Origin of the sequence: Rhizobium sp. BK591 (assembly GCF_014195045.1) — a bacterium.
Taxonomy (GTDB): domain Bacteria; phylum Pseudomonadota; class Alphaproteobacteria; order Rhizobiales; family Rhizobiaceae; genus Rhizobium; species Rhizobium anhuiense.
Map to the genome: position 1 here is coordinate 685,750 of NZ_JACIAZ010000004.1, position 23,854 is coordinate 709,603.

Genomic DNA, 23,854 nt, shown 5'->3' on the forward strand with positions numbered 1-23,854 from the left:
GATGACCGCTGCCGGAAGCTACTTCAAGATCGGCCCCGCCCGTCTCTTCGTTCACGCCGCCGTTCTGCTGATCGTCATCATCTGGCTGATCCCGACGCTCGGCATCTTCGTCAGCGCGCTGCGCGACAAGGACCAGATCGTCGTCTCCGGTTGGTGGACGGCCTTCGTCGGCTCGACGCAGACCGTCGCCGTCCGCTTGGGCACGCCGGACCAGCAGCAGCAGGAAGGTGCGGCCTACGTCATTGCAGGCAATGTGCTGGAAGGCCAGACCGGCCGCTCGGTGAAGGCCTTCGGCAACCGGGTGCAGCAACCCGCCGCCTACAAGGCCGGCGAGACCGCCGATCTCGGCGACGGCGAAACCCTGCAGATCAACAGCGACGGCAGCTACCGCTATGTGAAGAACGCCGCCTTTTCGCCCGACCAACGCCCGCGGCGCATTTATGCATCCGTCTCGGCGCCGCCGGAATTCACCATGCAGAACTACAACACGGTTCTAACAGGCGAGGGCATCGGCCAGTCCTTCATCAACTCGCTGACCGTGACGATTCCGGCGACGATCATCCCGATCCTGATTGCCGCTTTTGCCGCCTACGCCCTGAGCTGGATGGAGTTTCCCGGCCGCGGCCTGCTGATTGCGCTCGTCGTCGGCCTCATCGTCGTGCCGCTGCAGATGTCGCTGATCCCGCTGCTGCGCCTCTACAACGAGATCGGCGGCATGCTCGGCCAGCCGTCGAAGACCTATCCCGGCATCTGGCTGGCCCACACCGCCTTCGGCATGCCGCTCGCCATTTATCTCCTGCGGGCCTATATCGCCGGCCTGCCGAAGGAGATCATCGAATCCGCCCGCGTCGACGGCGCCAGCGACTTCGAGATCTTCGTCCGCATCGTATTGCCTCTGTCCTTCCCGGCACTCGCCTCCTTCGCCATCTTCCAGTTCCTGTGGGTGTGGAACGACCTGCTCGTCGCCATGGTCTTCCTCGGCACCGACAAGGACCACCTCGTGCTCACCGGCAGCCTGAACGCGCTGCTCGGCTCGCGCGGCGGCAATTGGGAGATTTTGACGGCGTCGGCCTTCGTCACCATCATCGTGCCGCTGCTCGTCTTCTTCGGGCTGCAGCGCTACCTGGTGCGCGGTCTGCTGGCTGGCTCGGTCAAGGGAGGCTGACCATTCCCGAACGTGACTTCAAACAGGATATTCCATGAACGTGGCTTCCCAATCGATCTCGACCCCCGACAAGGACTGGTGGCGTGGGGCGGTGATCTACCAGATCTACCCGCGCTCCTACCAGGATTCGAACGGAGACGGCATCGGCGACCTGAAGGGCATCACCGCCCGCTTGCCGCATGTGGCAAGCCTCGGCGTCGATGCGATCTGGATCTCACCCTTCTTCACCTCGCCGATGCGCGATTTCGGTTATGACGTTTCCGACTACGAGAATGTCGATTCGATCTTCGGGACGCTCGTGGATTTCGACACGATGATCGCTGAGGCCCACCGCCTCGGCATCCGCGTGATGATCGACCTCGTCATCTCCCACAGCTCGGATCAGCATCCCTGGTTCGTCCAGAGCCGCTCCAGCAAGACCAATGCCAAGGCCGACTGGTATGTCTGGGCCGACGCCAAGGCGGACGGTACGCCGCCGAACAACTGGCTGTCGATCTTCGGCGGCTCGGCATGGGCGTGGGATCCGACCCGCATGCAATATTACCTGCACAATTTCCTGACCTCGCAGCCGGACATGAACCTGCATAACCCGGAAGTTCAGGACCGTCTGCTCGATGTCGTGCGCTTCTGGCTCAATCGTGGCGTCGACGGCTTCCGCCTCGATACCATCAATTTCTATTTCCACGACACGCAACTGCGCGACAATCCCGCGCTCGCTCCCGAGCGCCGCAACGCTTCGACGGCGCCGGCGGTCAATCCCTATAATTTCCAGGAGCATATCTACGACAAGAACCGCCCGGAGAACCTTGCCTTCCTGAAGCGCTTCCGCGCCGTTCTCGAGGAATTCCCGGCAATTGCCGCCGTCGGCGAAGTCGGCGACAGCCAGCGCGGCCTCGAGATCGTCGGCGAATACACTTCCGGCAACGACAAGATGCATATGTGCTACGCCTTCGAGTTCCTGGCGCCCGATCCCCTGACGCCGGAGCGCGTCGAGGAGGTGATGGAGGATTTCGAAGCTGCCGCGCCAGATGGCTGGGCCTGCTGGGCCTTCTCCAATCACGACGTCATGCGCCATGTCAGCCGTTGGGGCGGGCTGGTTGCCGATCACGACGCCTTCGCCAAGCTTTATGCCTCGTTGCTGATGACGCTGCGCGGTTCCGTCTGCCTCTATCAGGGCGAGGAACTGGCCCTGACCGAGGCCGATCTTGCCTACCAGGATCTGCAGGACCCCTATGGCATCCAGTTCTGGCCGGAATTCAAGGGCCGCGACGGCTGCCGCACGCCGATGGTCTGGGACAGCCAGGTCGCCCAGGGCGGCTTCTCCAGCGTCAAGCCTTGGCTGCCGGTGCCGGTCGAGCATATCCTGCGCGCCGTCAGCGTCCAGCAGGGCGACGAGGCTTCGGTGCTGGAGCACTATCGCCGCTTCATCGCCTTCCGCAAGCTGCACCGGGCTTTTGCCAAGGGCGAGATCGAATTCGAGGAGCAGCAGGGTGATGCCCTGGTCTTTACGCGCGAATACGGCAATGAGAAGCTGCTCTGCATCTTCAACATGAGCCCGGCCGAGGCCGCCGTCACTCTGCCGGCGGGAGAATGGCAGGCATTGACGGGCCATGGCTTTACCAGCAACAACTATGGCGACAAGATCGATATTCCGGCCTGGGGGGCGTATTTCGCCCGTCTGGCCTAAGGAACCGAACATAGGGGAGAGAAAAATGACTGGACTGACGCTGAAGGATATTCGCAAATCCTACGGTTCCGTGGACGTTCTCCACGGGATCGACCTCGACATCAAACAGGGCGAATTCATCGTCTTCGTCGGTCCGTCCGGCTGCGGCAAATCCACGCTTCTGCGCATGATCGCCGGCCTTGAGGCGATCACCGGCGGCGAGATGTATATCGACGGCCATCTCGTCAATGACGTGCCGCCCTCCAAGCGCGGCATCGCCATGGTGTTCCAGTCCTATGCGCTCTACCCGCACATGACCGTCTTCGACAACATGGCTTTCGGCATGAAGATCGCCGGCGAAAGCAAGCAGGAAATCGACCGCCGTGTCCGGGCGGCGGCCGAGAGCCTGCAGCTGACCAAATATCTCGATCGCCTGCCGAAGGCGCTTTCCGGCGGCCAGCGCCAGCGCGTGGCGATCGGCCGCGCCATCTGCCGCGATCCGAAGGTCTTCCTGTTCGACGAGCCGCTGTCCAACCTCGATGCCGCGCTGCGTGTCGCCACCCGCATCGAGATCGCCCGCCTGAACGAACAGATGGCCGATACGACGATGATCTACGTGACCCACGACCAGGTCGAGGCGATGACGCTTGCCGATCGCATCGTCGTACTCTCCGCCGGCAACATCGAACAGGTCGGTGCGCCGCTGGAGCTCTATGAGCGCCCGGCCAACCTCTTCGTCGCGAAATTCATCGGCTCGCCGGCGATGAACATCATCCCGGCGACGGTGGCCGGAACCGGAAGCCAGACGACGGTGACGTTGACCGGCGGCATGTCGGTGACGCTCGATGTGGCGACCGACGCGTCGGAAGCAGGCAAGCAGGCAAGCTTCGGCGTTCGTCCGGAGGATCTGAGGATCGCCGACGGCGCCGACTACCTTTTCGAAGGCGAGGTGTCGATCGTCGAAGCGCTCGGCGAAGTGACGTTGCTCTATATCGAAGGCCTGGTCCCGGGCGAACCGATCGTCGTCAAGTTGCCCGGCATTTACGATGTGAAGAAGGGCCAGCGGATGAGGTTTGCCGCCGACAGGCAGAAGTTGCATCTCTTTGACGCAACCGGTCATACCTACCGGAAATGAGGCGGCCATTTTTGGGGTAGTCATCCCAAGAATTGTACGAGACGGGCCAAATTCTCACTTTCTGTTAAAGATCGGCTGCTACCTTTTCCTCGTTAATTTATGAGGGGGATAAGCACGTGGCCGCTTCGAATCCGTCACAGCCAAAATCTCATTTCCTGAGCAAGGAAGAATCCTTCATGTACGACCGCGAGGCGCGGTTCAAGATGGAGGACACCATGAATGCCGCGCGCATCGAATATACGGAAAAGGGCGTCATGCACGCGGCGTCTCGCCGCTGCGACATTGTCCGGATCTCGATGAGCAGCGCGACACTCGCGATTCTGACCCAGTTTAACCTGCCGAAGCAGTTCTATCTGGATATTCCGGATGCCCGCATCACCAAGGTCGGTTGCCTGCTGATGAAGGTCAATGCCAACAATACGATCGAGGTCCGCTTCCTGCGCCTGCTGACGCAGAAGGAGCTGAATAAGATCTTCGTCTACAGCACCCATCCGGCGCACCGCGACTACGTTCTCGATATTCGCGCCTGACGGGTAGCGCAGGGACTGATACAGAAAACCCGCGGAGTGCTTCGTGCGCTCCGCGGGTTTTGTCGTCTGTGGTCGGCCACGCTCAGTGGTGGAAGAGCACGCTCGCGCCCTGGTCCGAAGCGCCGACGGCGCGGCGGAACGGCGCGAAGAGCTCGCGGCCCATGCCGAATTCATTGTCGGAGAGATCGACGGTCACTGGCTCGCGCTCGGCCAAATCAGCCGCATCGACGAGCAGTTCCAGCGTGCCCTTGATCGCGTCCAGGCGAATGATGTCGCCTTCGCGGATGCGGGCGATCGGGCCGCCGTCGACCGCTTCCGGGGTGACGTGGATGGCTGCCGGCACCTTGCCGGATGCGCCGGACATGCGCCCGTCGGTCAGGAGCGCCACGCGGAAGCCGCGGTCCTGCAGCACGCCGAGCGGTGGCGTCAGCTTGTGCAGTTCCGGCATGCCGTTCGCCTTCGGGCCCTGGAAGCGCACGACGGCGATGAAATCGCGGTTGAGCTTGCCTTCCTTGAAGGCGTCCTGCAGTTCCTGCTGGCTGTGGAAGATGATCGCCGGCGCTTCGATGATGTGACGCTCCGGCTTGACGGCCGATATCTTGATGACCGCCTTGCCGAGATTGCCGCGCAGCATCTTCAGCCCGCCATTCGCCTGGAACGGCGTTTCGATGCTGGAGAGAACCTTGGGATCGACGCTCTTGTCAGGCGAGGGTTCGCGCAGAACGCCGCCGTTTTCGCCGAGGCGGGCATCGACCGTATAGGCTGCGAGACCCTGGCCGAAGACGGTGCGCACGTCGTCATGCACCAGCCCGTGCTTCAGGAGTTCCTTGATGAGGAAGCCCATGCCGCCGGCCGCCTGGAAATGGTTCACGTCGGCAAGCCCGTTCGGGTAGACGCGGGCAAGCAGCGGCACGATTTCCGAAAGCTCGGCGATGTCCTGCCAGGTGAGATGGATGCCGCCCGCCCGCGCCATGGCGACGAGGTGCAGCGTGTGGTTGGTCGAACCGCCCGTCGCATGCAGGCCGACGACGCCGTTGACGATCGAGCGCTCGTCGATCATCTCGCCCGCCGGGGTGAATTCGTTGCCGAGCGCGGTGATCGCCAGCGCCCGCTTGGCGGCTTCGCGCGTCAGCGCTTCGCGCAGCGGCGTGCCGGGATTGATGAAGGAGGAGCCGGGCATGTGGAAGCCCATGATCTCCATCAGCATCTGGTTGGAATTGGCGGTGCCGTAGAAGGTGCAGGTGCCGGGGCCGTGATAGGATTTCGATTCCGCCTCGAGCAGCTCGGCGCGTCCGACTTTGCCCTCGGCGAAGAGCTGGCGCACGCGCGACTTTTCGTCGTTCGGCAGGCCTGTCGTCATCGGACCGGCCGGAACGAAGATCGACGGCAGGTGCCCGAAGGACAGGGCCGCGATGACGAGGCCTGGCACGATCTTGTCGCAGACGCCGAGGAAGAGGGCGGCATCGAACATGTTGTGCGACAGGCCGACGCCCGCCGACATGGCGATCAGGTCGCGCGAGAAAAGCGAGAGCTCCATGCCCGGCTGTCCCTGGGTGACGCCGTCGCACATCGCCGGCACGCCGCCGGCCACTTGCGCCACGCCGCCCGCCTCGGCGGCCGCCTCGCGGATGATCGCCGGATAGGTCTCGAACGGCTGGTGGGCCGAGAGCATGTCGTTATAGGCGGTGATGATGCCGAGATTGGCGATGCGGTCGCCGGCGAGCGCATCTTTCTCGGCGGGGGAACAGACCGCAAAGCCGTGGGCAAGGTTGGCGCAGCCGAGCACGGAGCGGGCGACACCCTTGGAAGCGGCGGCGCGCAGGCGTTCCAGGTAGCGCTCGCGGCTTGGCTTCGAGCGTTCGACAATGCGATCGGTGATCGCGGAAATGCGTGCGTGAGCGGACATGGAATATCCCTGCCTTGTTCGTTGTCTCTATCTGTTTCGGCGGCTCTGGCCTGAATCTCGGTCCGGATTGACGGCCGATCAGGGAGCCCAGTAGATCTCGACCGGGGAAGTGGCCCGGCGCAGAACGGCGCGGATCGGCATTTCTGCTTCGTCACCGCTGCCTTCCGCCTTGGCGAGAACGTCTTTTTTGCCTTCGCCCTCAATATGGAGAACCAGGAGTGCGGCATCCTCAAGACTGGAGAAGGTGAAGGTCAGGCGCGGCTCGCCGGCTCCTTCCGCTTCCATGGTGATGATGCCGCGCGGCGTCGATGGATCGAGCGCCGTGGCAAGATTGCTGCCGCCGGGAAAGAACGAGGCCGTGTGGCCGTCGCCGCCCATGCCGAGGATGACGATGTCGAAGGGTGAGCTGATCGCCCTGGTCTTCTCGGTTGCGAGCGAGGCTGCCTCCTCCACGGAGGCTGTATCCTGATAGAGCGGCAGGAAGCGTGCCGCCTTTGCCTTGTTCTGCAGCAGATTGGCATCGACCAGCAGATGGTTCGAGCGCGGATTGTCGGCCGGCACGAAACGTTCGTCGACGAGGGTGATCGTCACCTTGTTCCAGGCGATGTCGCGCGTCGACAGCGCCTGAAAGAAGGCCTTCGGGGTGGAACCGCCGGAAACGGCGATGGACGCCGTTCCACGGGCGGCAATCGCCGCCGAAAGCGTGCTCGCGACCTTGTCGGCGAGGCTGCCGGCAAGGTCCGCGGCGCCGGCGAAGGAATGCAGGGTCGATGCCATCGATGTCGTCCTAGATCTCGTCGTGCCAGGTGCGGCCGTCGCGCTCGATCAGCGCGATGGCCTGGCTCGGACCCCAAGTGCCGGCCGTATAGCCCTGCACCTGCTGGCCGGTCGTTTCCCAACCCTTGAGGATCGGATCGACCCATCTCCATGCGGCTTCGACTTCGTCGCGGCGCATGAACAATGTCTGGTTGGAGCGGACCACATCCATCAGCAGACGCTCGTAGGCGTCGGGATTGCGGACGTTGAAGGCCTGGGCGAAGCTCATGTCGAGCGACACGTTACGCAGGCGCATGCCGCCCGGACCCGGATCCTTGATCATCAGCGACTGCTTGACGCCCTCGTCCGGCTGCAGGCGGATGATCAGCTGGTTGGCGACGATGCGCCCGGCCGCCTGGTCGAAGATCGCATGCGGGATCGGCTTGAAAGTGATGACGATCTCGGACATGCGTCCGGTCAGGCGCTTGCCGGTTCTGATGTAAAAGGGAACGCCGGCCCAGCGCCAGTTGTTGATCTCGGCCTTGATGGCGACGAAGGTTTCGGTGTTCGAAACGCCGCCTTCGAGTTCTTCAAGGTAGCCCTTGACCGGGCCGCTGCCCGATGCGCCGGCGCGGTACTGGCCGCGCACCGTCGCCTGCTCGACATTCGAGGCATTGAGCGGCTTCAGCGCTCGCAGCACCTTCAGCTTCTCGTCGCGAACGGCTTCCGAATCCATCGACGAGGGCACTTCCATCGCCGTCAGGCAGAGCAGCTGCAGAATGTGGTTCTGCACCATGTCGCGCAGCGCGCCGGCCGTATCGTAATAGCCGGCGCGGCCTTCGAGGCCGACCGATTCAGCCACGGTGATCTGCACGTGGTCGATGTAGTTGGCGTTCCACAGCGGCTCATAAAGCGCGTTGGCGAAGCGCAGCGCCATCAGGTTCTGCACCGTCTCCTTGCCGAGATAGTGGTCGATACGGAAGATCTGCTCTTCTTTGAAGGCGCGGCCGATCGTGTCGTTGAGCTGCAGTGCCGAGGCGAGGTCGCGGCCGATCGGCTTCTCGACGACGATGCGGGTCGACTTGGTGATCAGCTTGTGGTCGTGGATCTTCTGCGAAATGTCGCCGAAGATGCCGGGCGCGACCGCCAGATAGAAGGCGCGCACGCGTTCCTTGCCTTCGTCGAGCAGCTTCTTCAGCTGATCCCAGCCGGCATCGGTGCGGGCGTCGACCGAGACGTAGTAGAGGCGGGCGCAGAATTTCTCGACCTCCGCCTCGTCATATTCTCCCTTCTTCAGGTGCTCCTTCAGCGCGTCCCTGGCGAATTTGCGGTATTCCTCGTGCGTCAATGGGCTGCGCGAGGCGCCGATCACGCGGGTCGGTTCGGTAAATTGGCCTTCGATTTGGCGATGATAGAGGGCGGGCAACAATTTGCGTTCGGCAAGGTCGCCGCTGCCGCCGAAGACGACGTAATCAAAGGGCTCAACGGGAATGATCTGGCTGCTCATGAGCTTGTCTCTCAATCAGGCTGGTTGGCGGCCCTTTTAATCTAATCGATTTAAAAAAGCCAGTGTGCAGTGCAATGAATCTGTCAGGCACCGGTTTTAGAGCGAATTTCCGGAAGAGGAAATCCGCAATCGGACTAAAACTTGTCGCGAAGCGCAAACCACGACAAGGCGAGGAAAAGCAACGGCGCGCGCATGCGGGCTCCGCCGGGAAAGGCGGGAATATCGAGCGATGTGAACAGGTCGAGATCGCCGGATTTCCCAAGCACCGTTTCCGCATAGAGCTTGCCACAGTAGTTTGACAGCATGACGCCATGGCCGGAATAACCGCCGATCGAGATGACCCCGGGCATGACCTCGGCCACGAAGGGCTGGCGCGGCATGGTGATGCCGACGCTGCCGCCCCAGGCATGGGTGATGTCGATGTTTTTCAGGTCAGGATAGATCTCGGCGATCTGCCGGCGAATATGCTGCGAAATGTCCCGCGGATTGTCCGCCGTATAGGCTTCGCGCCCGCCGAAGAGCAGACGGCCGTCGCCGAATTTGCGGAAGTAGCGCACGACGAAGCGCGAATCGGCCACCGCCTCGCCGCCCGGCAGCACGCTGGGATGCCCGTCGAGCGGGGCCGTGGCGCCGATGAAGGAGCGGATCGGCATGATATGGCTTGCGGTCACCGGTTCGAGGCCGTCGATATAGGCGTCGCAGGCGATCAGCGCGCGCTCGGCGGTGATCGTCCCCCTTTCGGTTTCGATCGTCACCTTGCCGCCGCCCTGGCGGATCGCCTTTGCCCTGGTCATCTCGAAAACCGCGGCACCGGCATTGGCGGCGACCCGCGCCAACCCCACCAGCAGCTTCAGCGGATGGATATGGCCGGTGCCGACATCGCGCACGCCGCAATGGAACCGCTTCGAGCCAAGCCGCTCCTGGGTTTCCTTCTCGTCCATGAAGCTGATATGCGGATAGTCGTAACGCAGTGCGGCAATCTCGGCATTTTCGTAATAGGCGCGTTTGTAGCTCGCCTTATGTGCGACGTTGAGCTGGCCGGGCACATAGTCGATCTCGATCTGATGCTCGCGGGCGAAATCGAGGAGATGGCGCTTGGCCGCCTCGGCAAGATTAAACAGCGCCTTCGAGCGTTCGTAGCCGATCGTCTCTTCGAGTTCTTCCGGCCACCAGCGCTGGCCGGTGCCGAGCTGACCGCCATTACGCCCGGATGCCCCGTCACCGAAGCGGCAGGCCTCGATCAGGACCACCGAAACGCCCGATTTGGCAAGATGGTAGGCGGCCTGCAGGCCGGTATAGCCGCCGCCGATGATGGCGACGTCCGATGTTATCGAACCGTCGAGCGCGGCATAGGTCGGCCGTTCCCCGACAGTTGCCTGATACCACGATAGCCCGGGCGCGATCGGGCTCTGCCACATCTCCTGCGATGCCATGGATGCTTTCCCTCACACGTTGAGCAGAAGGAATTCCCGCTCCCAGGGGCTAATCACCTGCATGAAGGTCTCGAACTCGCCGCGCTTGACGCCGGCATAAAGGCCGATGAACTGCTTGCCGAATATCTCCTCGAAAGCGGGCTCGTCCTCGAGCAGCGCCACGGCTTCGAGCAGGCCGCGCGGCAGGTCGATCGAACCCTCATTGGCCGAATCCTCGGTCGGCGCCGTCGGCTCGATTTCTTTCATGATGCCGAGCAGGCCGGCGGCCAGCGAGGCGGCGAGTGCCAGATAGGGATTGGCGTCCGAACTCGGCAACCGGTTTTCCACGCGCCGCGCCTGCGGATCTGAAACCGGAACGCGGAAGGCGGTCGTCCGGTTGTCGTATCCCCAGGCATTGTTGACAGGGCAGGACATATCGGGCTGCAGGCGCCGGTAGGAATTCACGTAGGGCGCCAGCATCGCCATCGCGCTCGGCACGAATTTCTGCATGCCGCCGATGAAATGGAAGAACTCCTTCGAGGCCGATCCGTCCGCATTGGAGAAGATGTTCTGGCCGGTCTCGATATTGACCACCGATTGGTGGATATGCATCGCCGAACCCGGCTGGCCCTGCATCGGCTTGGCCATGAAGGTCGCATAGATGTCGTGTTTCAGCGCCGCCTCGCGGATCGTGCGCTTGAACAGGAACACCTGGTCGGCAAGCTCGATCGGATTGCCGTGGCGCAGATTGATCTCGAGCTGCGCCGGTCCCTCCTCGTGGATCAGCGTATCGATCTCCAGCCCCTGCTTCTCCGAGAAATGGTAGACATCGTCGATCAGTTCGTCGAATTCGTTGATGCCGGCGATCGAATAACCCTGGCCGCCGAGGATCGAACGGCCGGACCGGCCTTTGGGCGGGTGCAGCGGATAATCGGGATCGTCATTCTTGGCGACGAGGTAGAATTCGATCTCGGGCGCCACGATCGGCTTCCAGCCGCGGTCATGATAGAGGCTCATGATGCGCTTCAGCACGTTGCGCGGCGTATAGGGCACTTCGCCGCCGTCCGAATCGACGATGTCGCAGATCACCTGCGCCGTCGGGTCGGTTTCCCAGGGCACGACGGACAGCGTCGAAAGGTCGGGCATCAGCTTTAGGTCGCTGTCGCGCGGCTCGTAGCGGAAGCTCTCCGTCTCGTCGGGATATTCGCCCGAAATCGTGTGCCGGTAGATCGCCGATGGCAGGGCCAGCGAGGTGTTCGAGGTGAATTTCGAGCTTGGCATCATCTTGCCGCGCGCAACGCCGGCAAGGTCCGGCGTGATGCATTCGATGTCTTCGATGCCCCTGTCCCGCAGCCACCGCGCTGCTTCCTTCCAGTTCGCAACGCCGCGCAGGGATCCGGGGTCCGGGGGAGCTTTCGTCGAGGCGGGTACGTTTCTGGCAGGCTTCAGCGTCGTCTTTTTTGGGGACATGACACACCGGTTTGCGTTGATCGTGGTGCCATCATAACCAGACTTTGCCAATTGGCGAGGGGTGCCAAACGTTGACTTTCGCCCATTGATGGAAAAGAAGACGCTGTCTTGATCGGGGAAACGGGTTTGCAGCGCAAAAGCGACGTCATCGTCATCGGCGCCGGGGCGGCGGGCATGATGGCGGCCATCCGCGCGGGAAAACGCGGCCGGTCGGCCGTGGTTCTCGATCACGCAAGGGCGCCTGGTGAGAAGATCCGCATATCGGGCGGCGGCCGCTGCAATTTCACCAATATCCATGCCGGGCCGAAGAATTTCCTCTCCGCCAATCCGCATTTCTGCAAGTCGGCGCTCGCCCGTTTCACCCCCGTCGATTTCATCGCCATGGTCGACCGCCACGGCATTGCCTGGCATGAAAAGACTCTGGGCCAGCTTTTCTGCGACGACAGCGCCAAGGACATCATCCGCATGCTGCTGGATGAGATGCGCATGGCAGGCGCAGCGCTGCACCTCGGCGCCGAGATAAGAGGCGTCGAAAGGACGGACGCGGGCTTTCGCGTCTCGACCGGCGAGGGCGCCTATGAAGCATCGTCGCTGATCGTCGCGACCGGCGGCAAGTCGATCCCGAAGATGGGCGCCACCGGCTTTGCCTATCGCCTCGCCGAACAGTTCGGCTTGGCCGTGCTCGAAACCCGACCCGGCCTGGTGCCGCTGACGCTCGATCCCGGCCTGCTCGAGAGCATTGCGCCGCTCGCCGGCATTGCCGCCCCGGCCGAAATCCGCCACGGCAGGACCGCCTTCCGCGAAGCACTGCTGTTCACCCATCGAGGCTTAAGCGGCCCCGCCATCCTGCAGATCTCTTCCTATTGGCGCGAAGGCGACGAAATCGTCGTTGCGATCGAACCGGATATCGACATTGCGGCGCATCTGAAGCGGGCAAAGCAGCTCAATGGCCGCCAGTCGCCGCAGACGGCACTCGGCGACATCCTGCCGAAGCGGCTGGCGCAATTTCTCGTCGAGCGCGAAAAGATCTCCGGCAACATGGCCGACCTGCCTGACAAGGCGCTGCTGCGCCTGGCCGCCGGTGCCCAGAGCTTGGCCGTCAAACCGTCCGGCTCGGAAGGTTACCGCACCGCCGAAGTGACGCTCGGCGGCATCGACACGGCAGCGTTGGATTCCCGCAGCATGGAGGCAAAGGCCGTGCCCGGGCTTTATTTCATCGGCGAATGTGTCGACGTCACCGGCTGGCTCGGCGGCTATAATTTCCAATGGGCCTGGGCCTCCGGATTTGCCGCCGGTGAATGCGCTTAATACATGTCGCCCAAAAGTGCCCAGCGGCTTTGGGAGAACGACTTGCATAAGACAAAGACCAAAGCCGATTCAAGACTTCTTAAGAGAGGTGCGCCATCCTGTCTCAATTGGCGGTTTGCAAAATCGTTCCTAGATAATGCTTTACCGGCAAGCCGTTTTGTTGGATTGTTGTGTCAGAGAGAAGTGAGGTTTCGCGCATGACCAGAAACACACGACGCGCCCGCGCCATCGCAATTGCCGAGGCAAAGCCGAACGCCTGGATGGTGACCCTGCGTTATCTGATGCTTGCCGCCGGCGCCACTGCCGCCAGCCTCGCGCTGCTGCTCTCGCACTTCATCTGATCCTGTCGGTAGACCTGGAAAGAACATTGCGGCATGTTGATCGCCGCGCTGCGGCGTTGCGGCTTACAATCTGCAACTATTTCACCGCCTTGGCTTAACCCGCCATAACCGCTTATCCGAAAATTAATATCTAATCTGACACAATTGCCCGCGATTATTTGGGCATCTCCAAGTTGTTTGGACATGAACTGGCAATGACTGCCGCCTGGTCTCCGGGTTCCCCAATGTAAATTTAAGAACGGCTTGATGTGTACCCGGCTGGCGCCATGTGGCTGCCTGCGGGAGGAGTGGTGTATGAAAGGCCCGGAACGCCATGTTGATTGACAAGATTCTTTCCCGCTTCAGGATCAAGACGAAGGTTTTGATCTTCGTTCTGCCCTTCGTCGTCACCATTTCGGCGGTAGGCCTGACGGGCCTCTACGCTTCCGGACTTCTGCAGGGCCGCATGGAAATATCCAACAGCGTGCTGCAGTCGCTGAGCGGCTTCAAGGATCTCTACGGTTCGATGGACGATTTCCTGCGCGTCACCAGCCCGGAGGCACGCGACAAGCTGACCGCGGAACTGAAGACCCAGCAGGGCGTGCTCGACCGGACGCTGAACCAGGTCGGTGAAGAGGCCGCCGGCCGCGACAGCCTTGCCGAGGCATCGCAACGCACCAAGGACATATCGGGCGTCGTCGACAAGCTCTGGGCCCTGCATGAGCAGGAACAGGCTTTGCATGAGCAGATCGATGCCGCACAGAAGAGCCTGATCAGCACCCGTTTCACGGTCTCCTACCAGGCCGAGGAATTGCAGACCGCGCTCCAGAACGACGAGGGCGCCGCCACCATCACGCTGCGCACCGCCGACCGCCTGCTGAAGGGCGGCGACTTCCTCGGCACCGTCGCCAGCGGCTACAGCAAGCCGCAAACGCCGCAGGACAAGATCGCCTTCATCAACGGACAGATGCCTGCGATCATCAAAGCCCAGCGGCAGATCGCCATTTCGGTTCCGACCAACCAGAAGAACGTCATCGACGCGCTGACCGCAACCATCGACAGCATCAAGGCGATCGCTCAGCTGCCCGCTCCGACCGACGAGGACATCGCCGAACTCGGCCGCCTCGTGTCGCGCTTCCGCCAGACCTCGACCTATACGCAGCTGACGGCAACGCAGAAGATGCGCGAGGCGACCCAGCGTTTCGCCGAGCTCGAGGGCCGCATCGCCCAGACCAACTCCGTCCTTCAGGATACGCGGCGGCTGGAAAACTCCGTCTATGCGCTGCAGATCGTCCTTTCCGATTTCCTCTCCAACTCCAGCAAGGATAATCTCGTACGCCTGCAGCAGCAGGCCGGCACGCTTGGCAAGGATATGCAGGTGCTGACCACCAGCGCCAAGGGCATGGGCTTTGCCGAAGGCATATCGGGCGCGATCCAGCCGGCGCTCGACGCCATTTCCGGCGGCGGCTCGAAGATCGTCGATACGATCAGCGAGCGCGTCACCGCCTATGCCGCCGCCCGCCAGGAGCTCGACCAGATCTGGACGAAGCTGACCGATTTCGCCGAGCTGCAGAAGCAGACGGCCGGCACCGAGCGCACCCAGGCAAACAGCATCTCGGTCATGACCACCGGTCTCGGCATCCTCCTGTCGATCCTCGGCGGCATCGCCCTGGTGCTGACGCTGCAGCGCCCGATCAGCCAGATCACCGCCGCCATGCGCCGCATTGCCGAAGGGGCGCTGGAAACCAGCATCTCGGGCGAGCAGCGTCACGATGAAATCGGCGACATGGCTCGCGCGCTCGGCATCTTCAAGGAAAACGCCATCTCGAAGATTCGCATCGAGGAGCAGAGCGACGAGGAGCGTGCCGCCGCCGAACATGAGCGCCAGCGCAACGACGCCGAAAAGCACGAGATGGATCGTCAGATCGAATTTGCGGTCAATGCACTTGCCGCCGGCCTCGAACGCATGTCGCAGGGCGATATCTCGACAACGATCGAAACGCCGTTCATCGGCCGTCTCGAACAGCTGCGCCAGGATTTCAACGGTTCGATGATGCGCCTGCAGGCGACGATGAGCCAGATCCGCGACAATGTCGAACTGATCCAGGGCAACGGCAACCAGATGGCCCAGTCGGCCGAGGATCTGTCCAAGCGCACCGAGCAGCAGGCTGCCTCGCTCGAAGAGACCGCGGCCGCCGTCGACGAGATCACCGTCACGGTCCGTTCGTCGGCCGAACGCGCCAAGGATGCCGACCAGATCGTCCGCCAGGCCAAGCGCAGCGCCGACGATTCCGCCGTCGTCGTCAGCAATGCGATCGACGCGATGGGCCGCATCGAGGATGCCTCGCGCCAGATCGAGCAGATCATCGGCGTCATCGACGAGATCGCCTTCCAGACCAATCTCCTGGCGCTCAACGCCGGCATCGAGGCGGCGCGCGCCGGTGAAGCCGGCAAGGGCTTCGCGGTGGTGGCGATGGAAGTCCGCGAACTGGCCCAGCGCTCCGCAGCCGCGGCGCAGGAGATCAAGGGGCTGATCAACAAGTCGACCAACGAGGTCAATTCCGGCTCGCAGTTCGTGCAGGAAACCGGCACGGTGCTTGCCAAGATCAGCGCCCAGATCGTCACGATCAGCCAGCATGTCGAGATGATCGCCCGCGCCAGCCACGACCAGTCCAACGCGTTGCAGAGCGTCAACGCGACCGTCAACCAGATGGATCAGATGACGCAGCAGAACGCCGCCATGGTGGAAGAGACGACCGCCGCCAGCCGCGAACTGGCCGACGAGGCCGATTCGCTGCGCCGGCTCATCCAGCAGTTCAAGATCGACGGCGAGGCAGCCGCCACGCCGGTCTACCGCGCCGCCTGATCGCCGGCCGACCCCGTCTTCATGCGAACGGCCTCGGACTTTCCGGGGCCGTTGCTGTTTATGCCGAGAAATCGCGCTTCGATTGAAGAGATTTGAACGGTAGGAGAATAGCCTTGAATGTCCGCCAGTCTGTCGAGCCGCCATGGTCAGAAGACGTCTAAAAACGAGACAGGTGAATATCTCCCGCAGCCCTGATTTACGGAAAATTTTCCTTAACGCTTTTGGCTTAATCTAGCCTTGGTTTATCCCGGGGGTTTTGATGCTGCGCCTTTTCTCGACGTCGATCGTACGCCAGATCGTTGCGATCACATTGTTTCTGCTGGCGATCAGCACGGCCGCTATCGTCGGCGTGACCTATTATAATTTGAGCAATCATGTCATGGGCGGGGCGATCTCCGACGCGAAAGAGGCCGCCCGCGCGATGGCCGTCCTCTACGGCGCGGCCGATCAGGGCGCAAAGATCGAGCTCAAGGACAATCAGCTCTCTGCCGTGACGGAAGACGCCATTCCGGCACTTGCCGATCATTCGCTGGTCGACCGCACGGCGCAGTCGATTGCCGGTGTCGCGACCATCTTCCAAAAGCAGGGCAGCGACTACGTCCGCATATCCACGAACGTCAAGAAGGAAAACGGCGATCGTGCCGTCGGCACCAAGCTCGCAGCCGAGCACCCTGCCCAGCCGGTTCTCGCCAAGGGCGAGGCCTATTACGGCCCGGCGGTGCTTTTCGGCCGCCAGTTCATCACCGGTTACTTTCCCATCAAGAATGCATCGAACGCCAATGTCGGCATTCTCTTCATCGGCATTCCGATGGAGGTTTATTACCAGCGCCTGAATGAGCTGCAGATCCTGGTTCTCGGCATCGGCGCCATCGTCATGCTGATCGTCGGCGTTGTCGCCTTCTACGCGATCCGCCTGTCGGTGAAGCCTTTGCAGGCGTTGACTGCGAGCGTCCATTCGATCTCCGCGGGCGATCTTGAGGGCACCATCCCTTGCGTCGCCAAGAAGAACGAGTTCGGCGACATCGGCCGGGCCCTGGCGCTTTTCCGCGACAGTGCCCGGGCGCGGCGCGATCTGGAAACCCAGGCTGCCGAACAGCGCGCTCTGAGCGATGCCGAACGCGCCAAGAACGATGCCGACAAGCGCTCCCTTGACGGCCAGATCGACTTTGCCGTCAACCAGCTTGCCGCCGGCCTGGGGCGCCTGTCGCAGGGCGATGTCTCGCAGACGATCGGCACGCCCTTCGTCGGCCGGCTGGAGCAGCTGCGCGTCGATTTCAACGCCTCACTCCTGCGGCTTCAGGATACGCTCTCCGGTATCCGCGACAGCGCCTCGACGATCCAGCGCAACAGCAGCGCCGTCTCCGTCTCTGCCAGCGAGCTCTCGAAGCGCACCGAGGCGCAGGCGGCAAACCTCGAAGAGACCGCGGCCGCGGTGGAAGAAATCACCATCACGGTTCGGTCTTCCGCCGAGCGTGCCCGTGAAGCCAACAATGTCGTGGCTGCGACCAAGAGGACGGCCGACAATTCCGGCGCCGTGGTCGGCGATGCCGTCGCCGCGATGGAGCGCATCGAAGAGGCCTCGCAGCGCATCGAGCAGATCATCGAGGTGATCGACGACATCGCCTTCCAGACCAATCTTCTGGCGTTGAATGCCGGCATCGAGGCGGCGCGCGCCGGCGAGGCGGGCAAGGGTTTTGCCGTCGTCGCCCAGGAGGTCCGCGAACTCGCCCAACGTTCGGCCGATGCGGCGCGCGAGATCAAGTCGCTGATCGAGACATCGAGCCGGGAAGTCACGGCAGGTTCCGAATTGGTCCAGAAGACCGGCAGCGTCCTTGCCTCGATCAGCCAGGAGATTATCGCCATCAGCGGCCATGTCGAGACCATCGCCACTGCGAGCCGGGATCAGTCGGCGGCGCTGCAGGAGGTCAACGGTTCCGTCAACGCCATGGACCAGATGACCCAGAAGAACGCGTCGATGGTGGCCGAGACGACGCAGGCAAGCCGCCTGCTCGCCGGCGAGGCCGATACGCTGATGGCGCTGATCGAGCGGTTCCGCATCGTCGCAGAAACCGCACCTGCTCATCTCGGGGCAAGAAGGGTCGCCTGAACCGTACGGTCGCAGCTGCCGCAGGATTGCACTGCGGCCTTGCGGGGCTTTCTCAGATAGAGATCAAGCGACGTCAGCCAACCGCCGAAACGAATGAGGCTGTTGTCTCCGAACTCGGCATAGAATCTGTCCTCGTCTGCCCTGGAGTCGCATCGTCTGCCGGAATGTCGGTATCCCATAGTGCCTGCGATGGTCATCATGTCGATCATGGCAATGTCCTTTCCTATGTCAGACATCACCTGATCTAGGCATCGAATTTCTCTTTATAAACGGGGAAAATCCCGCTATGTTTTTCACCAATGAAAAACGCAAGTTGGGATTCCTATCAGCTTTTCCTGCAGGTCGCCCGGCTCGGCGGCTTGACCGGGGCAAGCACCGCAAGTGGACTGAGCCCGGCAACCGTCGGCCGTCGCATGCTCGATCTCGAACAGGAGATCGGCCGCGCATTGTTTTCGCGCAGCCAGACCGGATATCGTCTGACACACGATGGCCAGGCGCTGCTCGATCACCTTCAGGAGATGGAGGCCGCCGCCCGCAAGGTGGCGGCGTGGCGGCAATCCGGCGACGGCGGCACGACCGTCAGGGTCGCCGCCGGCACCTGGCTCGCTTGGCTGCTGACCGAGAATTTTGCCGCAATCCGCATGCCGGGCGATGCCTTCGCCATTTCGCTGACCATCGGCGAGGCGCGGGCAAGCCTTGCCTATCGCGAGAGCGATATCGGTATTCGGGCCTTCGAGCCCGAGGAGGCCAATCTCGCCGCACGTCAGCTCGGGGAGGTGGCCTATGCCGTCTATATCAGACGCAACACTGCCGAGACCGACGAGCGCTGGATTGCGGTTGCCGAGGAGGAGGCGATATCGGCCTATCTGCGCTGGCCGCACGCCCATGCCGCGACAGGGATCGTCGCCACCGTCAATCGGCCGCGTTCGCTGCCGGATCTGGTGCGCGCCGGCGCCGGCAAGACCGTACTTCCCTGTTTCGTCGGCGATCTCCATCCTGAATTGCAGCGGCAGGGCGGCGAGTTGCCGGAATTGCGCCACCGGCAATGGATCGTCATGAATGCCGAGGACCGCCATCGCCCGGAGATCCGCACGGTCGCCGACCGCATGACCAAACTCATCAGAAGTTATGCCGATCTCTTCGCCGGAAAACGACCGAGCCGAGGTTAGATAATTCTTACGGCATCAGCCGGCGCACCAGCGCCACCTGGCTGTTCACCCCAAGCTTGGAATAGATGCTCTTGAGATGCGAGCGGGCGGTCTCATAGCTGACATCATGGGTCGTGGCGGCTTCACGCAGGGAAAGCCCGTCGGCGATCGCCGAGGCGATCCGCATCTCGGCCGCCGTCAGCTGATTGCCGCTCGCCAGCGCCTCGTTGATATCGCTTCTCAGCGCCATGCCTGTGCGCTCGATGATCAGCGCGATCGTCGGGCCTTCCAGGAAGGCGGTGATGAAATCCGATTGCAGCCTGACGAGCGTGCATCTGAGACTGCCGGCTTTGGTCTTGACGAGCGTCGTCGATGGCGGCGGGCTTATGGCCGGATGATGATGGCGGCTCAGCATGTCGAGCCGGGCGCCCAGCGCCGGATCGTCGATGACGAGGCGTCCCGATGGGCCGGTGCCGATGCCGCCGCCTTCGGCGAGCAGCCGTTCGGCCGCCCTGTTGAGCGAACGGATCTGCTGGTTCTCGCCGAGATAGACGATGCCGGCGCCGATCGCATCGAAGAGCGCCAGCCCGTTTTCATCATTCTCGGGATCGCGGCGATCGCGCCTGATGAAATCGAAGGCGCGTCTGAGATGCGGGGCGAGATCGCTCAGCAGGTCGGCATTCACCCGGTTGTTGTCGGGATCGGCCGAAGAGGTCAGCGTCGACAAATTGAAGGAGCGACCATTCTCCCGCATGATGGTGACGCCAACACTGCTTTCGCAGCCGATGCTGCGGACGAAGTCATTGTAGAATTCGGTCTTGATGAGATCGCTCCTCGGCAGCATCTGCTCGGCGATGACGCCGAGGCCGACCGGCCGGACAGCGGCCTTGGGCATCCACGGATTGATCCTGGCATAATAATGGTTATAGGCCTCGGCTTCCGCATCCTGAATGCCTGAGGCAAGCGATAGGCCGCCGGTGCGGGCGATGGCATCGTGGAAGAACAGCGTGGATTTCGCATCCGGCATCGTCTCGTTCAAAACGTCGAGAAACGTCTGCCACGTCGTCTCGCCGAACAGGGCGGCGTAGATCAGATCGGTCAAGGCTTCGAGTTTGGGGTGCGGCGCGCCGGGCATGGGCAGTTCCGTTCGAAGATGCGCCATTATGACCCGACCAGGCGGCGGTGACAATTGCGTCAAATTGCGAAAGCCGGAGACCGCTGCGTCGTGCGGCTGGCAATAAGCCCGAAATCGGGTTCGGTTTCGGAAAGAATGATTCACAGATTCAAAATGATAAAGCGCCCACGCATCTCTTGGACGCGTGGGCGCTGCGATTGAGCAATGCGGGCCGGCACCGCCGGCCCGCCCCGGCAGGTTTCGTCAATGCCGGTTGGTGACGACGACCGGAATCAGCAGGTCGCCCCAGTTGCCGTCGCCGCCGTGATGACGGGCCGAGCGCACCAGTTCGACCGAGACGCCGGCCTCGACGGCTTTCATGACCGATTGGTTCAGCCGGTGCAGGTCGTTGGCGAGCATGCGGATCGTCGTCTGCTGATCCTCGCTCATGCTGGTCGTCTGCTCTTCGGCCCGTTCCCGGACGCGTGTGATGGATGCCATGATATTCTCCTCCTCTTCGGGTTATTCCGCAGCCGGCTTGAACTGCGCATGTTCAGTTGAATCGTGCATCGCGGTGGTCGAAGACCGACCGCCGGTGATGGCGAGCGACACGGCGTCGAAATAGCCGGTGCCGACCTCGCGCTGATGTTTGGTGGCGGTATAGCCGTTGACCTCGGCGGCGAATTCCGCCTGTTGCAGCTCGGAATAGGCCGACATCTGCCGCTGCCGGTAGCCGCGCGCCAGTTCGTACATGCCGAAGTTCAGCTGGTGGAAGCCGGCGAGCGTGATGAACTGGAACTTGTAGCCCATTGCGCCGAGTTCGCGCTGGAACCGTGCGATCGTCGCCTCGTCGAGGTTCTTCTTCCAGTTGAAGGAGGGCGAGCAATTATAGGCGAGCAGCTTGCCGGGGTAGACCTTGTGCACGCCTTCGGCAAAGCGCCGCGCCTGCTCGAGGTCCGGCTTCGAGGTTTCGCACCAGATGAGATCGCAATGCGGCGCATAGGCGACGGCGCGCGCGATGCAGGGCTCGATTCCGTTTCTGACCTGATAGAAGCCTTCGACCGTGCGGCCGGCATCATAGTCGACGAAGGGCTGGTCGCGCTCGTCGATGTCTGAGGTCAGCAGCTTTGCCGCCTCCGCGTCGGTGCGGGCGATGACCAGCGTCGCAACGCCCATGACGTCGGCGGCAAGCCGAGCGGCATCGAGATTGCGGATATGAGCGGCCGTCGGGATCAGCACCTTGCCGCCGAGATGGCCGCATTTCTTCTCCGAAGCGAGCTGGTCCTCGAAATGAACGCCGGCGGCACCCGCCTCGATATAGGCCTTCATGATTTCGAAGGCGTTGAGCGGTCCGCCGAAGCCCGCTTCCGCATCGGCAACGATCGGGGCGAACCAGGTCTCGACGGAAAGTCCCTGGGCTTCCGCGGTCTCGATCTGATCGGCGCGCTGCAGCGTGCGGTTGATGCGCTTGGCAAGCTCCGGACCGGCATTGGCCGGATAGAGGGACTGGTCGGGATACATCGCCGATGCCGTATTGGCGTCGGCCGCCACCTGCCAGCCGGAGAGATAGATCGCCTTCAGCCCGGCGCGCACCATCTGCATGGCCTGATTGCCGGAAAGTGCGCCGAGCGCATTGACGAAATCCGCCTGGTGAATGAGCCGCCACAACCGGTCCGCCCCCATTTCGGCCAGCGTATGGCGCAGCGCCACCGAGCCCCTGAGCCGCTGCACGTCGTCGGCCGAGTAGGGTCTCTCAATGCCGTCGAAACGATTAGCTGATGCGTTTGGGACAAGTTTGTAAAAATCGGTCATGCTGCTCTCCTCACTAAAAGCCGATAAAGGGTGGTCATGACAAGATTGACAATATCAGCCGTTATGACCAGAAAAACCTTTGATTTCCTGCTCGGAAAGAGGTTAAGATGACGAGGATTGACAGATTGGTGCTGTGAATTTGTAAAATTTTGTAAATACAGCGCTCCTAGCTTGTCAAAGGGTGTGACATGGCGGAACGGAAGATATTCGCAGGCCCGAAAGTCAGGCGCATCCGCAATGCGCTGGCGCTGACGCAGACCGCCATGGCCGAGGCGCTGGAAATATCGCCGTCCTACCTGAACCTGATCGAGCGCAACCAGCGGCCGTTGACGGTGCAACTCCTTCTCAAGCTTGCAAGCGTCTACAGGGTCGATCTGGAGGAATTGCGGGGGCAGACCGGCGGCAGTCTCGACCAGCTCAAGGAGATCTTTGCCGATCCGCTGCTGTCGGGCGAGCTGCCGGGTGATCAGGAATTGGTGGAGGTGGCCGAGGCAGCACCCAATGCCGCGAGCGGCATGATCAAGCTCTACCGCGCCTATCGCGAGCAGGCGGCAAGGCTATCCGATCTGACGGCGCTTATGGCCGCCGAGGGGCATGCGCCGGTCGCCGCCGGCCGGTTGCCGCTAGACGAGGTGCGCGAGACGCTGGAGCGCAGGTCCGGCTATTTCGGACGGATCGAGACGGCGGCAGAAGCCTTTGCCGCAACGCTCCCCGGTGGCCTCGATCTTGCCGCCGGGCTGAAGGATTGGTTGCGTTCCGAGCGCGGCATCGCGGTGCGCGTCCTTCCCGTCCACGTCATGCCGGATCTGCGCCGCCGTTTCGATCGCCATTCGATGCGGCTTTTCATCTCCGAGCGGCTGTCGCCGGCTGACCGGGCGCATGAGATATCAATCGAGGCGGCAACTCTGGCACTGCTGCCGGCAATCGATGCCGAGCTCGACGATATCCCGCTCTCCTCCGCCGAGGCGCGCCGCATCGCCCGCTTCGAGCTTGCCCGCATCGCGGCCTTAGCGTTGGCAATGCCCTACGAGGCTTTCCTTTCGGCGGCGAAGGCGACGCGTTACGATATCGATATTCTGCGCGCACGCTTCGGCGTCTCCTTCGGTCATGCCGCCGCGCGCCTTGCCATGCTGCAGCGCCCCGGGGCGGCGGCCATTCCCTTCTTCCTGATCGAGATCGACGCCGCAGGCCACCGGCTGCGCCGGGCGGGCGCCCAGGGCTTTCCGCAGGCCCGGTTCGGCGGCGGCTGTCCGAAGCTCAATATCCACGCCGCCTTCCTGCAGCCGGGCCAGATCCTCGCCGAAACCGTGGTCATGCCGGATGGCGCATCCTTCTTGACGGTCGCCCGCACTCTGGAGGGACCGAGTGTCGAATTCGGCGAAAGGCTAAGGCGCACCGCGATCCTGATCGGCTGCGACGCTGCCCTTGGCGGAGGTGTGGTCTACGGGCAGGCGATGGCGCTCGATCCGGTCGAAATCGGTCCGGCCTGTCGCCTTTGCGAGCGACGCGGCTGCCTTTCCCGGGCTGAGCCGCCGGTGACCAGACCGCTCGGGCTCGACGAGATGGTGGCAGGGCTCAGCGCCTTCGACTTCCAGTGATGTGAAATCGTTGAGGGCGCTGGATTTTGCGCTT

Annotated in this window: 19 protein-coding genes; 10 read left to right on the forward strand and 9 right to left on the reverse strand. The window is 62.6% G+C overall.

The annotated features are described in order from the left end of the window. The first annotated feature begins 1 nt into the window (after window position 1). The 4 genes from FHX10_RS21540 to FHX10_RS21555 all read left to right on the forward strand — a co-directional run bounded on the left by FHX10_RS21540 (window position 2) and on the right by FHX10_RS21555 (window position 4,496). On the forward strand, window positions 2-1,165 hold the full coding sequence (locus FHX10_RS21540) for a carbohydrate ABC transporter permease (RefSeq protein WP_029868022.1): 1,164 nt from the start codon (window positions 2-4) through the stop codon (window positions 1,163-1,165). Between the two features lie 34 nt (window positions 1,166-1,199). Beyond that, window positions 1,200-2,852, forward strand: coding sequence for an alpha-glucosidase (locus FHX10_RS21545; protein ID WP_184390180.1), 1,653 nt, complete (start codon window positions 1,200-1,202; stop codon window positions 2,850-2,852). Window positions 2,853-2,877: 25 nt separating this feature from the next. After that, window positions 2,878-3,966 carry an ABC transporter ATP-binding protein gene (locus FHX10_RS21550; RefSeq protein WP_029868020.1) on the forward strand — a complete coding sequence of 363 codons (1,089 nt, stop codon included), beginning with the start codon at window positions 2,878-2,880 and terminating at the stop codon, window positions 3,964-3,966. 176 nt (window positions 3,967-4,142) lie between these two features. After that, window positions 4,143-4,496: a hypothetical protein gene (locus tag FHX10_RS21555; protein ID WP_047613630.1), complete on the forward strand. Its 354-nt coding sequence runs from the start codon at window positions 4,143-4,145 to the stop codon at window positions 4,494-4,496. An 82-nt stretch (window positions 4,497-4,578) separates the two neighbouring features. On the opposite strand, the gene edd is transcribed toward FHX10_RS21555, so the two are convergent. The 5 genes from edd to FHX10_RS21580 all read right to left on the reverse strand — a co-directional run bounded on the left by edd (window position 4,579) and on the right by FHX10_RS21580 (window position 11,547). Continuing rightward, on the reverse strand, window positions 4,579-6,402 hold the full coding sequence (gene edd / locus FHX10_RS21560) for a phosphogluconate dehydratase (RefSeq protein ID WP_097595976.1): 1,824 nt from the start codon (window positions 6,400-6,402) through the stop codon (window positions 4,579-4,581). A 78-nt stretch (window positions 6,403-6,480) separates the two neighbouring features. After that, entirely contained in the window at window positions 6,481-7,179 is a 699-nt protein-coding gene (gene pgl / locus FHX10_RS21565) for a 6-phosphogluconolactonase (protein WP_097595975.1), read from the reverse strand. A 10-nt stretch (window positions 7,180-7,189) separates the two neighbouring features. Next, window positions 7,190-8,665, reverse strand: coding sequence for a glucose-6-phosphate dehydrogenase (zwf, locus tag FHX10_RS21570; RefSeq protein ID WP_029868016.1), 1,476 nt, complete (start codon window positions 8,663-8,665; stop codon window positions 7,190-7,192). A gap of 134 nt (window positions 8,666-8,799) precedes the next feature. Further along, window positions 8,800-10,098 (reverse strand): NAD(P)/FAD-dependent oxidoreductase, encoded by a 1,299-nt coding sequence (locus FHX10_RS21575; protein ID WP_097595974.1) that lies wholly within the window; start codon window positions 10,096-10,098, stop codon window positions 8,800-8,802. Window positions 10,099-10,110: 12 nt separating this feature from the next. Continuing rightward, window positions 10,111-11,547, reverse strand: coding sequence for a glutamine synthetase family protein (locus FHX10_RS21580; RefSeq protein ID WP_047613636.1), 1,437 nt, complete (start codon window positions 11,545-11,547; stop codon window positions 10,111-10,113). Between the two features lie 108 nt (window positions 11,548-11,655). Here FHX10_RS21580 and FHX10_RS21585 point away from each other — a divergent pair, with 108 nt between their 5' ends. The 4 genes from FHX10_RS21585 to FHX10_RS21600 all read left to right on the forward strand — a co-directional run bounded on the left by FHX10_RS21585 (window position 11,656) and on the right by FHX10_RS21600 (window position 18,148). After that, entirely contained in the window at window positions 11,656-12,855 is a 1,200-nt protein-coding gene (locus FHX10_RS21585; protein ID WP_097595973.1) for an NAD(P)/FAD-dependent oxidoreductase, read from the forward strand. A 197-nt stretch (window positions 12,856-13,052) separates the two neighbouring features. Further along, complete coding sequence (locus FHX10_RS21590; protein ID WP_176707413.1) at window positions 13,053-13,196, forward strand: hypothetical protein; 144 nt, start codon at window positions 13,053-13,055, stop codon at window positions 13,194-13,196. 313 nt (window positions 13,197-13,509) lie between these two features. After that, the gene (locus FHX10_RS21595; protein ID WP_097595972.1) at window positions 13,510-16,041 is read left to right on the forward strand and encodes a methyl-accepting chemotaxis protein; all 2,532 of its coding nucleotides are present in this window, start codon (window positions 13,510-13,512) and stop codon (window positions 16,039-16,041) included. Between the two features lie 259 nt (window positions 16,042-16,300). After that, on the forward strand, window positions 16,301-18,148 hold the full coding sequence (locus FHX10_RS21600) for a methyl-accepting chemotaxis protein (RefSeq protein WP_184390183.1): 1,848 nt from the start codon (window positions 16,301-16,303) through the stop codon (window positions 18,146-18,148). Here the strand turns inward: FHX10_RS21600 and FHX10_RS21605 are convergent. Next, window positions 18,121-18,357 (reverse strand): hypothetical protein, encoded by a 237-nt coding sequence (locus FHX10_RS21605; RefSeq protein WP_097595970.1) that lies wholly within the window; start codon window positions 18,355-18,357, stop codon window positions 18,121-18,123. The genes FHX10_RS21600 and FHX10_RS21605 overlap by 28 nt on opposite strands. Before the next feature lie 90 nt (window positions 18,358-18,447). Here FHX10_RS21605 and FHX10_RS21610 point away from each other — a divergent pair, with 90 nt between their 5' ends. Further along, entirely contained in the window at window positions 18,448-19,317 is an 870-nt protein-coding gene (locus FHX10_RS21610; RefSeq protein ID WP_047613645.1) for a LysR family transcriptional regulator, read from the forward strand. Window positions 19,318-19,324: 7 nt separating this feature from the next. On the opposite strand, the gene FHX10_RS21615 is transcribed toward FHX10_RS21610, so the two are convergent. From FHX10_RS21615 to aceA, 3 genes are all read right to left on the reverse strand, one after another. Continuing rightward, on the reverse strand, window positions 19,325-20,431 hold the full coding sequence (locus FHX10_RS21615; protein WP_184390186.1) for a helix-turn-helix transcriptional regulator: 1,107 nt from the start codon (window positions 20,429-20,431) through the stop codon (window positions 19,325-19,327). A gap of 243 nt (window positions 20,432-20,674) precedes the next feature. After that, on the reverse strand, window positions 20,675-20,911 hold the full coding sequence (locus FHX10_RS21620) for a hypothetical protein (protein WP_029868006.1): 237 nt from the start codon (window positions 20,909-20,911) through the stop codon (window positions 20,675-20,677). Between the two features lie 21 nt (window positions 20,912-20,932). Further along, window positions 20,933-22,222, reverse strand: a complete 1,290-nt coding sequence (gene aceA, locus FHX10_RS21625; RefSeq protein WP_184390189.1) for an isocitrate lyase — start codon at window positions 22,220-22,222, stop codon at window positions 20,933-20,935. 188 nt (window positions 22,223-22,410) lie between these two features. Here aceA and FHX10_RS21630 point away from each other — a divergent pair, with 188 nt between their 5' ends. After that, window positions 22,411-23,820, forward strand: coding sequence for a short-chain fatty acyl-CoA regulator family protein (locus tag FHX10_RS21630; protein ID WP_097595968.1), 1,410 nt, complete (start codon window positions 22,411-22,413; stop codon window positions 23,818-23,820). The last annotated feature ends 34 nt before the right edge of the window (window positions 23,821-23,854 follow it).